An 11,955-nucleotide genomic window follows, 5' to 3' on the forward strand; every position below is an offset into this window, starting at 1 on the left:
CCCGCTGCCCCTCGACTTGCATGTGTTAGGCCTGCCGCTAGCGTTCATCCTGAGCCAGGATCAAACTCTCCATTGTAAAAAATGTTTCGTTATAAATCTTTAGCTCTAATCTCAAAGGTATTGTTTGAAATCACTCTCTTGCGAGAGTGGAAAAACTTTTAGCTGCTCAAATACTTCAAAGAACGCCGTTCAATATATTACTATAAGAACAATTTCTTTCGTCTTGTCCGGAGAGCCGATCCTTCGATCCTCTCTCCCAGTTCCGACCGCTGAATTTTTCAGCGGAAAGTGGTGCAAAGATAAGTGTTATTTTTTGAACCACCAAAACTTTTCGAAAAAATTTTTCAGAAAATTTTCAGAACCTTTTTGCTTATCGCTCCTCATCGAAGCGGGTGCAAAGGTAAGTCTTTTTTCTGAATCTCCAAAACTTTTCAGAACTTTTTTCAAAATTTTTCAGAACCTCTATTCGTCGCTTCCGAGGTGTGTTTCTCTCTCGAAGCGGGTGCAAAGATAAGGGCTTTTCCCGGCAAATTCCAAATAATTCGAAGACTTTTTTTCGACAATTTCGACAATCCTCCTTCACCCGGTTATGGATCAGCGAGTTAGTTGTGAAAGTTTTTTAATATCTTTGCAACGGCAACTCAAAGCTATCGGCATGAAGTCTTTATTATATATAGGTATACTTTTTTCGGCTGTTTCCTGCGGCCGTCCGACACCCGAACTGCACCCGGGCGATCTATTGTTCCAGGTCGGGAAAACCTCGGAGATGACCGAGGCGATCACCGCTGCGACGGGCGAAGCGCAACGGCTGAATTACTCGCATGTGGGAATCGCCGTTCCTGCTGCGGGGGCCGATTCCGTGCTGGAAGCCACGAGCGACGGCGGCGTGCGGCTCACCGCACTGGCGGATTTCCTCGGCCGCTCGGCCCGAATCGACGGACGGCCTGCGGTCACGGTGATGCGTCTGCGCGACACGACGGGCGTCACGGCTGCGGTCGCACGGGCCCGCACATACCTCGGGCAGCCTTACGACTACTCTTTCCGTCCGGACAACGGCAAAATGTATTGCAGCGAACTGGTGTGGGCGAGTTATCTTGCGCCGGACGGCAGCCGACTTTTCACGGCGCGGCCGATGAACTTCCGGGCCGCGGACGGCACGATGCCGCAGTTCTGGACGGAACTGTTCGCAAAAACAGGCGAAGAGATTCCCGAAGGAGTTCCCGGCACGAATCCCAACGACATGGCTCGGGAGAGCATTCTGGAGTGCGCGGGCCGCTACTACTGACGCTCCGGGATTCGCCTCGGCGCAACGTCCGCAGGCGCATCCGCCGATTCGGCATCCGTCAGACGACCCGTTCGACGGTGATGTCGGGATTTTCGCGCAGCAGGTCGATGTAACCCTCCTCGCTGGCCTGTCCCTTAGCGCGGATAACGATCGTGGCGCGGTGTACTACCCCGTCGGAGGTGCGCTGGGTCTCGACTTCATAGGAGATGACCGAATAGTCCTTGCTTTCGAGACGGGCGAACATCGCGTCGATGAACTCTTTCTTCTGCGCCGAGAAGACGATCATCGTGCGGCGGCGTCCCAGCCCGCCGAAGAAAAGCGTCAGCACTTCGAGTCCGAACAGCGTCAGCACGGTGGCCGCCCCGGCGACGACATACATGTGCCCTCCGGCCGCGAGCCCGATGCCCGCCGTAGCCCAAAGGCTCGCCGCGGTGGTCAGTCCGCGCACCAGCTGACGGTGGATGATGATCGTGCCGGCGCCGATGAATCCGATGCCGCTGACCACCTGCGCCGCGATGCGGCTGGGGTCGAGACGCAGCCCGTCGTGGGTCGCCAGGAAGCCTTCGAAGCCGTATTGCGAGACGATCATCATCAACGCGCTGCCCAGCGCCACCAGAAAATGGGTGCGGAATCCCGCATCCTTCACCCTGTATTCGCGGTCGAGCCCGATGACCGTTCCGCAAAGCCCCGCCACGCACAATCGCACGATAAGATCCCACTCCGTCTCCATATCCCATTCGTTTTTACACAGATACAACCGCCCCTCGGCATTCCTCCGGGTCCCGGTCATCCGGTCCCGGCGAAGAAATCCGCCGCACGGCGGGCCGGCGAAGGGTTTTATCATTCAAATATACGATTTTTTCGGCGATTCGATTGCAGTGTGCAAATAATTTCGTACTTTTGCAGGCTAAGTTTAACTAATTAACTATTTACGACAATGCCGAAAATGAAAACCAATGCCGCGGCGAAGAAGCGTTTTACCTTCACCGGCACAGGAAAGATCAAGCGCAAACACGCTTATCACAGTCACATCCTGACCAAAAAGACGACGAAACAGAAGCGTAACCTCTGCTATTCGGGTATCGTTTCTGCGGCCGACGAGGCCAAAATCAAGAACCTGCTCGTTAAGTAATTAACCGGCGGAATTTTATTAATCGGAGCAGAACAGCCCCGAAGAATACGGGAGAACCGTATCGCTGTGAGCTCTCAAAAAACTTTACAATATGCCACGTTCAGTAAACGCAGTTGCGTCACGCGCACGTCGAAAGAAAGTTTTGAAACTTGCCAAAGGCAACTTTGGTTCAAGGGGAAACGTTTGGACCGTTGCGAAAAATACGGTCGAAAAGGGTCTGTGCTACGCTTATGCACACCGCGCCCTCAAGAAGCGGACATTCCGTTCGCTGTGGATCACGCGTATCAACGCCGCCGTCCGCGCCCAGGGAATGACCTATTCGCAATTCATCGGCAAGCTCAACGCCAAAGGCATCGTCCTCAACCGCAAGGTGATGGCCGACCTGGCGATGAACGAACCGAAGGCATTCGAGGCAATAGTTAAAGCAGTTAAATAATCCTTCCCCGGAAGGGTTTTAGCGGCGGACACCGGGGAGGTGTCCGCCTTTTTTCGGTATCAAACGGATTCTCGATGGAGACCTGGAAAAAGACATTCGCCGTCATTTGGAGCGGACAGCTGGCGTCGATCCTCAGCAGCGAGATCGTGGCCTACTCGATCATCTTCTGGATGAGCCTCGAAACCGGCTCGGCCGAGGTGCTGGCATTCGCGGCCATCGCCGGCATGCTGCCCCAGTCGCTGCTGGGCCTCTTCGTCGGGGTCTACATCGACCGCTGGGACCGCAAGCGCACGATGATTCTCGCCGACAGCTTCATCGCCCTCTGCACGCTGGCGCTGGCGGCGCTGTTCTGGGCCGGGGCTGCCGAGATGTGGCACATCTACATCCTGATGGCCTGCCGTTCGGCGGGCTCGGCCTTCCACATGCCCGCCATGCAAGCCTCGGTCCCGCTGCTGGCCCCGCAGTCGCAGCTCACGCGCATCGCCGGAGTCAACCAGATCATCGCCTCGCTGTCGAGCATCGCGGGCCCGGCCCTCGGGGCTCTGCTGATCAACCTCACCTCGATCGGCAACATCCTGCTGCTGGACGTTGCGGGAGCCGCCCTCGCCTGCACGTCGCTGCTCTTCGTCCGCATCCCCAACCCGCCGCGCGACACGACCCGCAAACCCGACCTGTGGCGGGAGTTCCGCGAGGGCTTCTCGGCCATGCACGCCATCCCGGGCATGGGCTGGTTCTTCACGCTCTCCATCGCCGTCTGGTTCTTCATCATGCCCGTCGGGGTGATGTTTCCGCTGATGACGCTCCAGCATTTCGGGGGCGGGACCTACGAAATGAGCCTGATCGAAATCGTCTGGGGCGGCGGAGCGCTTCTGGGCGGCGCCGTCATGGGCGCACGCACCTACCGGGTCAGCCGCATCGTGCTGGTCAACCTGATGTATCTGATCGTGGGCCTCTCGTTCGCATTGTCCGGGCTTCTGTCGCCCTCGGGATTCTTTTGGTTCGCGCTCTTCACGGCAGCGGCCGGGGTATCCAGCAGCGTCTTCAACGCTTCGTTCGTCTCCGTGGTCCAGACCCGCATCGAATCCGGGGTACTGGGGCGCGTCATGTCGCTCTACCGCAGTTTCGGACTGCTGCCCGCGGCCCTCGGACTGCTCGGCACGGGATTCCTCGCCGAACACGTGGGACTGACGCATACGTTCGTCATCGCCGGGGGTATCATCTGCGCACTCGGGCTGACGGGCTTCTCCATCCCGTCGGTCATGCGGCTCGACCGCAGGGCATAAAAAAACGGCGGCCCTTTTCAGAGCCGCCGCCGTTTTCGCATCGGAATATCAGTTCTTCGGATAGACGTAGCCGTTGTAATAAATTTTCTGATACAACTGATTGCCGTCGTTCGACCATACGTACCTCACATCGGGCGAAGGATAAGCCGCGGTGTCGTAATTAAAGGACTCGAAGCTGCACTCCTGCGTACCCTCGATGATCTGTCCGCTCCGGTAAACGCTGCCGGAACTGAGGTAATAGCTCATTCTGAGATTCGAACTGTCGGTGCCTACATAGATGGAAGAACCCTCGGCACGTCCCTCGCTGATCTTGAAATCCTTGCCTCTGCACTCCGAATAGACGAGATCGGCATTCGCTCCGCTCAGCGTAAAGTCGGCAGACCAATTCGAATGCACCGTGCTCTGGTCGATGTTGGCGCTGAGACCGCGCACCGCAATGGTATACGAACCGTCGCCATTGCTATAAAGCGTCGTCGAACCGCCCTCCATATGCACCGTCTGGGTCCCGTAGTTCGACCTGGAAAGCACTTTCAGATCGTCCTGGATCTCCACCTGCCATACCTTATCGACCTGAGCGTCTTTCAGCTGCTCGGCACCATTGGTCCTGACCAGCACCGAGCCTTTCAGATAGAAACCATCAGGCTGTTGGTAATCCTCGTTATAAGTGATTTCATAACTGCCGTCATCCTGCCGTTCGATCTTCGCTCCCGCGGTGAACAGCAGGCTGATGACCGAATTGGAGTTGCCCTCGATCTTCAGTTTGGTCAGGTCCACGTCCTTGAGTTCGGTATCGGGATACTGCTTCGCGGCCTCGGCCAGCAGCAGGGCCAGCCGAATGCCCGCATTGGCCGGCTGCATGGCGACGGCATTCTGCGTCATCGTCATATTGTAGATATTCATACCCGGTTGCAGGGGCAGTAATTCCTTGTAGCTGTCATCCTCCTTGATACAGCCCGACAGCGCGAAGGCCGCCAATACAATCGTTGCAAAAAGTTTATTCATCTCGTATGTTTGATTAATTTCCCTTAATAAACGGTCCCGCCGGCAATATACTGCGTCGGGAACGAAAAAAATCGCATTAATTCATTGCAAAGATAATAAATCATGCCGGACCGGGAGAACTTTCCGACAAATAAAAATGTCGTCGCGATGTCGTCGCGCCTCCGAAACCTCCGATTTGGCCGTTTCGCAGCAAATTCGTATCTTTATCCATGCGGAGGTACACAAACGGCCGACCGTCCGTGCACCGGAATACGGGCCGGACAGCGGCTCCGCCCCACGAAACGATGAAAAACAGCAAACCAATCGCAATTACGCTTATGTCAATCCTGTCACTCTTCGGATGCGGTCCCTCGAAGGCCCCCGAGTATCCGTCCGACCAGCTCACGGCACGCGACGGCACCCGGTTCACGATCACCTTTTTCAAACACGCCTCGCTGTCGATCTCCGCGGGCGGCAAATACATCTACGTCGATCCCGTCGGCGCCAACGCCGACTACGCCGCGCTGCCGAAGGCCGACATCGTGCTCATCACCCACTCGCACTACGACCACCTCGACGTGGCGGCGGTCGAGAAACTGCTCGCGCCCGACACGGAAATCCTTTGCGACCGCACGTCGGCCGAGGCTTTCGAAATGAACTGCTACACGATGCGCCCGGGCAGCGTCGCCACGCCGCGCGACTGGGTGAAGGTCGAGGCCGTGGCGGCCTACAACACCACTCCGGGACACCTGCAATTCCACCCCAAGGAGCGCGAGGACTGCGGCTACATCCTCACCGTCGGCGGCACGCGCATCTACATCGCGGGCGACACGGAGCCGACGCCCGAAATGCGGGCGCTGCGCGACATCGACATCGCGTTCCTGCCCGTGAACCAGCCCTATACGATGACCGTGGAGCAGGCCGCCGAGGCCGTGAAGGCGCTCCGTCCGGCGATCTTCTACCCCTACCACTACGGCGAGGTGGAGGAAAAGACCGACATCGACCGGCTGGTGCGCGAGACCGAGGGGCTGACCGAAATCCGGGTCCGCCCGATGGAATAGCGGCGTAAGAAGCCCGCCTTACGGGCGACGCATTTTTCTGCCGCTGCTCAGCCTGTGTGGCGCCACGAACCGAACGCCCGCCCAGTCAAACGGCAGGAGGGCCCGAATGGACCCTCCTGCTTCGATAACAACCCCTGCCGCGGCTATTTTTCGGCTGCGGCTTTTTTCGGTTCGGCCTTCACTTTGAGCGATGCGAAGCCTTTCACGATGTTCGCATCGTCGTTCTTCGTGCCGTCGTAAACCACCGTGACCTCCTTTTTGGGCAGATCCACTTTCACGTCCTTGATGCCCTTGCCGAGCGACGGAACGTTGTTCATGATCTTCTTCACACAGTGATCGCAGTCGATGTCCGTAACGAACACCGTGGTCACGATTTTCTTTGCTGCGGGCTTCCCGGCAGCCGCGCACACGCCGACGCCCATCGCCAGAGCCAGGCAGAACAATACGAATTTTTTCATCTTTACTTTCTATTTTAAGGTTTTACATGACGTTTTTCACGCGGGTCAATAGAGGTTGAACCGCAGCCCCACATAGAACTTGCGGCCCATGAGCGGCCCCCAGACATTCATCGAGTTGAAACCGACCGAATAGGGATTGTCCGCATGGAGAATCGGGTCCTTCTGCCGGTAGTCGGCGATGTTCTCGCAGCCCGCATAGATGTCGAACTTGCCCACCTTGCGGCTCACCTGCGCATAGAACATCGGGTAACGGGGCGAATAACTGTCGTTCGCCAGATCTCCATCCTGCGTCGGGATGCGCGCCGGACCGTTCAGCTGCGCCGTGGCGTCGAACACCCAGCGGCGGAATTTCGTGGCGTACTGGATGTTCAGCAGCGTTTTGTACTGGCTCACCAGCGGACGTTCCACGCGGGCCGAGCCGCCGCCGGGACGCTTGATCGTCATTTCGCTGTCCGTGTAGCGGAACGTGGCGAAGATGTCGAGCCGCTCGACGGGCGTCCACGAAAAGTCGATCTGATAGGTGTCGGTGAACGAACGTCCGTCGGTATTGTAAAAGACGATCGCCTCCGGGTCGTACTCCTGATCGGCGACCACCGAGTTGTAGAACTGCGTGCGGAAATAGTCGAAGCTCAGCGTCGCGTTGTCGCGTCCGGCCAGCGAGAAGGTCTGCGTCAGGCTTCCGCCGACGGTCAGGGCCTTTTCCATGCGGTCGAACTTCTCGAAATCGGACGTTCCGGAGGCTTCGTCGCCGAGGAACGCGATCTTCCGGCCCGTGGCCAGCACGCCGATATTGTCGGTGATGACGTTCGTCGAGCGGTATCCCAGACCCGCCGAGGCGCGCAGCGTCGTCGAGGGGGTGATGTTCCACTTCAGATGCCCGCGGGGCGTTGCGAAAAAGCGGTCGTAATAGGCGTTGTAATCGCCGCGGATGCCCGCCACGATCGAGAATTTGTCCTTGACGGCATAGGTGTATTCGGCATAGGCCCCCGCCTCCTGCTCGTCGCGGTCGAAGTCGAAATCGCCCGCCGCCGTCCCCGGAATCCACGGCGTCGGGTTGACCAGACGCTCCCGGTAGTAGTCCAGATGCGCCTGCACGCCGACGATCAGCGACGAACGGTAGGTGAAATAGTGGTTGTACATCAGGTTCAGCGCCGCGGCGTTCTGATTGCCCTCGTAGGTGTTGAGCCCGAAATAGGCATCCTCGTCGAAGTGGTCGAAGTCGGCCACGAACGCCAGGTTCGAACGCATCTCGTCCTGTTCGTCGGGGTCGTAGACCGACGGACCGACGGGCATACCTATTTTAATATAGCCGTTGGCGTTGCGGTTGCGAATGTGCGATCCGTAGAGCGGCATCGGTTTTCCCTCGGCCTCCCAGTCCCAGTTCTCCGCCATATCCTCGCGCATGGCGGCGGTGTTTTTGAAATCGAGCATGCCGCCCAGACGGTTTTCCTGCACGAACTTCCAGCCCCAGCGCACCTGCGTGCCGTTGTCCGCCGAGTAGAGCCACTTGTTGGCCACGTTGATCTGGTCGGATTTCGGCAGGTCGCGGAAATGGTCGTGGTTGTGGTCCATCTTCCGTGCGTCGGTGTCCATCGAGCCGTGGAGCAGGATGACGCTCGACAGCTTCTTGTCTTTGGTCACGGGAAACGCCGTCGAAATGTTGGCCTCGGGACGCAGCTCGTCGTCGAGATAGAGGTTCACGAAGAGCCGTTCGTCGTCCGTGGGCTTGCGGTGTTCGAGGTTGATCTGCCCCGTGATGGCCTCGTGGCCCGCCGTGACGGACGCCACGCCCTTCGACACCTGAATCGAATTGAGCCACATGCCGGGCGTATAGCTCAACCCGTAGGGGGAGCTCAGGCCGCGCATGATCGGACGGTTTTCGTCGAGGATCTGGGTGTAGGTCCCGGCCAGCCCCAGCATCTTGATCTGCCGGGCGCCCGAAATGGCGTCGCTGTAACCGACGGTCACCGACGCCGAGTTCTCGAACGACTCGGCCAGATTGCAGCAGGCCATCTTGCAGAGACCCGCGAACGAGATCATCTCGCCCTTGACGATGCCGTCGCGCTTGACGAAATTGCCGCTGAGGTTCCCTTCGACCACGACATCTTCGAGGGCCACGCCCTCCGAACGGAGGGTGAATTCGACCTTATCGACGCCGTTTTCGACGCGGATCGTGTCGTTGATGTAGCCCAGGTAGGAGGCCACGAGTTTGTCGTAGCCTTTCACCCGGTGCAGTTGGAAAGCGCCCTGCGCGTCGGTGCCGGCGCCGATCGTCGTTCCGGCCCAGTAGACCGAAGCTCCGATCAAAGGTTGTTTGTCCGCATCGCGGACCACGCCCCGCAAATCCTGGGCGTTCAGCGTACCGCAAACGGCGAGGGCCGAAAGCGTAAAGAATGAGATTCTGTAAAAATTCATGGAAAAATTCCGTTATCGGTTAAAACTGATTGCGGACCGATGCACGCGGCATCGGTCCCGAAGGGAGTTTCAAGCCGATACGGGAGGGGCGCGGAAGCCCACGGGAAGAAGCACGGCCTCCTGCACGAAAGGCGGACGCCGTTCGGCGACCTTTTTGCGCAGGAAAGGAACATGGGCCGGACACGGGCACTCGGCGGCGAGTGCGGGAGGCAGGTCTATGACCGTGCAGCGAATATGGCGTTCGTCGTCGCCGGAGTTCTGGGAGATATAGAGTTCTACCTCGGTCGAATGGAGTTCGCAGCCGCAGCACGCACGCACGACCTCGTGGTCCGGAACGTCGTGCCGGCACTCCGAAAGGCACACATGCTCCGCATGGGCCTTGCGCTCCGCGCACCCGCAGGTCAGGGAGAGCACGGCCGTTCCGGCCGTCGCCAGCAGGTAGACGGCCGTCAGCAGCAACGCTATGCCTTTCTTCATTTTCATCCTTTCTCAATTCCGCACTCCGCGAGACAGCCGGCTTTTCCCGATGCAACGGTCGCATGCCCGCCGGCCATCCGTCTAACGCCCGGACACTTCGCAAAAGTATAAAAAATTCCCAAAAACGCCTAATTTTTCATGCTTTTGGTGTATCCGCAGCGCAACGGCACCTCCGCACCGCCTGCCGCCCAGCTTTCGGAATCCGCCTTAAACTTAAATACTCCCGCCCGGCAAAATGCAAGTAAACTTGCTTTTGTTTTCGGCTTATTTGTACTTTGGCTGCGGCGCCGTAACGGCGCTTTCAGGTTGTCGGGACCTTTTGCCGGACCGTCTGCGATTCGGGTTTGGAACCGTTCGTTCTTTTTCCATTGCAGAGTCTTTCAGATACTCCGCCTCGGAAAAAATGCAAGCGAGCTTGCTTTTTTTCTCTTGGCTTATTCGTATCTTTGTATTATGGAATCTGTTTCGGACAAGATATACGACACGCTGAAACGCTACTGGGGCTTCACGGAATTCCGTCCCGTGCAGGAGCGGATCATCCGCTCCGTCATGGAAGGACGCGACACGCTGGCGCTGATGCCCACGGGCGGCGGAAAGTCGCTCACCTATCAGGTTCCGACCCTCGCCCGCGAAGGCGTGTGCATCGTCGTCACGCCGCTCATCGCCCTGATGAAAGACCAGGTCGATCGCCTCCGGGCACGGCGCATCCCGGCCGTGGCGATCCATTCGGGCCTCTCGCCCCGGGCCATCGACATCGCGCTGGACAACTGCGTCTACGGCGACGTGAAATTCCTCTACGTCGCGCCCGAACGACTGGCCACCGAGGCGTTCCGCCTGCGCGTCGTGCGGATGAACGTCTCGCTTCTGGCCGTTGACGAAGCCCACTGCATCTCGCAGTGGGGCTACGACTTCCGCCCTTCGTACCTGCGCATCGCCGAACTGCGCGAAAAGCTCCCCGGAGTCCCCGTGCTGGCACTCACCGCCTCGGCCACGAAACCGGTGGCCGAGGACATCATGCGCCACCTCAAATTCTCCGAGCCGCACATCCTGCGCAGCAGTTTCGCTCGCCCCAACCTTTCGTACAGCGTCCGCCGCACTGACGACAAGAACGGCCAGCTGCTGCGGCTGGTGCACAACGTTCCCGGCTCGGGCATCGTCTACATGCGCACCCGCGAGGGCACCGAGCAGACCGCCGAATTCCTGCGGCAGGAAGGCATCCCGGCCGCGGCCTACCACGGCGGACTGGGGCACGCCGAACGGGCGCTGCGGCAGGAGGAGTGGCTCTCGGGCAAGGTCCGCGTGATGGTCGCCACGAACGCTTTCGGCATGGGCATCGACAAACCCGACGTGCGGTTCGTGGTCCACTACGCCATGTGCGACTCGCTCGAAAGCTACTACCAGGAGGCGGGCCGCGCGGGCCGCGACGGACAGCGGGCCTACGCCCTGCTGCTGGTGGCTTCGGACGACAGCGACCGCATCGCGCGGCGCTTCGAACAGGAGTTCCCCCCGCTCGAAAAGGTCAAAGACATCTACGAATCGGTCTGCTCCTACCTGCAAGTGGGCGTCGGCGACGGCGGCGAAGCGTCGTTCCTGTTCAACATCCACGACTTCTGCGCCCGCGAGCACCTCTACTCGGGGACGGTCCTGAGCGCCTTGAAACTGTTGCAGCAGAACGGCTACATGACCCTCACCGACGCGCAGGACAACCCCGCGCGGGTGATGTTCTGCGTCAGCCGCGACGAGTTGTACAAACTCCGCGTGCAGCGCGACGAGCTCGATCACTTCATCCGCACCCTGCTGCGGCTCTACAACGGGGTCTTCACCGAGTTCCGGCCCATCGACGAAGGCGAGCTGGCCACGTGGAGCGGCTACACCGTCGAGCGGGTCAAGGAGCTGCTGAAACGGCTGTGGCAGCTGCGCGTCATCCGCTACATCCCGTCGAACCGCTCGCCGATCCTCTTCCTGAACGAGGAGCGCCTTCCGCGCGCCGACCTCTACATCGCCCCCGAAACCTACCGGCTGCGGCAGCAGCTGATGCGCGAACGTTTCGAACAGATGGTCGCCTACGCCGACAACGACGACGAATGCCGCAGCGCGGTGCTGGAACGCTATTTCGGCGAGGGCGATCCCGCGCCCTGCGGGATCTGCGACGTGTGCCTCGCGCGCAAGCGGGCCGCCAAGACCGCCGGACGCAAAGCCGCCGGGGATGCCGATCCCGATTCCGCCGCCCTGCGCGAAAAGCTCCTGCAACGCCTCGCCGACTCCCCCGCCGACCCGCGGCAGCTGGCCGACGGCATGGCCTGCACGCCCGAACGGCTGGCCGGAGAACTCCGGGCGCTGCTCGACAAGGGAGAGATCCGAACGATGCCGGACGGCAGGCTCGCACTTTCCGGCGATCCCGACAGCCTCGGCCGGGCAAATTAGTCG

Annotated in this window: 11 protein-coding genes and 1 rRNA gene; 6 read left to right on the forward strand and 6 right to left on the reverse strand. The window is 59.4% G+C overall.

Annotated elements, in window-relative coordinates; genetic code table 11:
* Positions 1-76, reverse strand: a 16S ribosomal RNA gene (locus WMO46_RS11325); the annotation flags it as partial.
* Positions 77-655: 579 nt separating this feature from the next.
* Between WMO46_RS11325 and WMO46_RS11330 the strand changes: the two genes are divergently transcribed.
* Positions 656-1,285 carry a YiiX/YebB-like N1pC/P60 family cysteine hydrolase gene (locus WMO46_RS11330; RefSeq protein ID WP_278964368.1) on the forward strand — a complete coding sequence of 210 codons (630 nt, stop codon included), beginning with the start codon at positions 656-658 and terminating at the stop codon, positions 1,283-1,285.
* 58 nt (positions 1,286-1,343) lie between these two features.
* Here WMO46_RS11330 and WMO46_RS11335 read toward each other — a convergent pair whose 3' ends face one another.
* The gene (locus WMO46_RS11335) at positions 1,344-2,015 is read right to left on the reverse strand and encodes an MgtC/SapB family protein (protein WP_019150986.1); all 672 of its coding nucleotides are present in this window, start codon (positions 2,013-2,015) and stop codon (positions 1,344-1,346) included.
* Between the two features lie 207 nt (positions 2,016-2,222).
* Between WMO46_RS11335 and rpmI the strand changes: the two genes are divergently transcribed.
* The 3 genes from rpmI (at position 2,223) to WMO46_RS11350 (ending at position 4,136) form a co-directional block, all read left to right on the forward strand.
* Positions 2,223-2,417 carry a 50S ribosomal protein L35 gene (gene rpmI, locus WMO46_RS11340; protein WP_019150987.1) on the forward strand — a complete coding sequence of 65 codons (195 nt, stop codon included), beginning with the start codon at positions 2,223-2,225 and terminating at the stop codon, positions 2,415-2,417.
* 91 nt (positions 2,418-2,508) lie between these two features.
* Positions 2,509-2,853: a 50S ribosomal protein L20 gene (rplT, locus tag WMO46_RS11345; RefSeq protein ID WP_010265672.1), complete on the forward strand. Its 345-nt coding sequence runs from the start codon at positions 2,509-2,511 to the stop codon at positions 2,851-2,853.
* Between the two features lie 74 nt (positions 2,854-2,927).
* Positions 2,928-4,136 carry an MFS transporter gene (locus tag WMO46_RS11350; RefSeq protein WP_278964373.1) on the forward strand — a complete coding sequence of 403 codons (1,209 nt, stop codon included), beginning with the start codon at positions 2,928-2,930 and terminating at the stop codon, positions 4,134-4,136.
* A gap of 48 nt (positions 4,137-4,184) precedes the next feature.
* Here the strand turns inward: WMO46_RS11350 and WMO46_RS11355 are convergent, their stop codons facing one another.
* On the reverse strand, positions 4,185-5,138 hold the full coding sequence (locus tag WMO46_RS11355) for a hypothetical protein (RefSeq protein WP_229092110.1): 954 nt from the start codon (positions 5,136-5,138) through the stop codon (positions 4,185-4,187).
* 317 nt (positions 5,139-5,455) lie between these two features.
* On the opposite strand from WMO46_RS11355, the gene WMO46_RS11360 reads away from it, so the two are divergent.
* Complete coding sequence (locus WMO46_RS11360) at positions 5,456-6,178, forward strand: MBL fold metallo-hydrolase (protein WP_195498153.1); 723 nt, start codon at positions 5,456-5,458, stop codon at positions 6,176-6,178.
* 143 nt (positions 6,179-6,321) lie between these two features.
* On the opposite strand, the gene WMO46_RS11365 is transcribed toward WMO46_RS11360, so the two are convergent.
* From WMO46_RS11365 to WMO46_RS11375, 3 genes are all read right to left on the reverse strand, one after another.
* Complete coding sequence (locus tag WMO46_RS11365; RefSeq protein ID WP_026076581.1) at positions 6,322-6,636, reverse strand: heavy-metal-associated domain-containing protein; 315 nt, start codon at positions 6,634-6,636, stop codon at positions 6,322-6,324.
* A gap of 45 nt (positions 6,637-6,681) precedes the next feature.
* A complete protein-coding gene (locus WMO46_RS11370) occupies positions 6,682-9,051 on the reverse strand; it encodes a TonB-dependent receptor (RefSeq protein WP_278964377.1) in 2,370 nt (789 codons plus the stop codon).
* A gap of 69 nt (positions 9,052-9,120) precedes the next feature.
* Positions 9,121-9,534: a hypothetical protein gene (locus WMO46_RS11375; RefSeq protein ID WP_195498151.1), complete on the reverse strand. Its 414-nt coding sequence runs from the start codon at positions 9,532-9,534 to the stop codon at positions 9,121-9,123.
* A 447-nt stretch (positions 9,535-9,981) separates the two neighbouring features.
* On the opposite strand from WMO46_RS11375, the gene WMO46_RS11380 reads away from it, so the two are divergent.
* On the forward strand, positions 9,982-11,952 hold the full coding sequence (locus WMO46_RS11380; protein WP_349094398.1) for a RecQ family ATP-dependent DNA helicase: 1,971 nt from the start codon (positions 9,982-9,984) through the stop codon (positions 11,950-11,952).
* The last annotated feature ends 3 nt before the right edge of the window (positions 11,953-11,955 follow it).

Origin of the sequence: Alistipes intestinihominis, assembly GCF_040095975.1 — a bacterium.
Classification (GTDB): domain Bacteria; phylum Bacteroidota; class Bacteroidia; order Bacteroidales; family Rikenellaceae; genus Alistipes; species Alistipes senegalensis.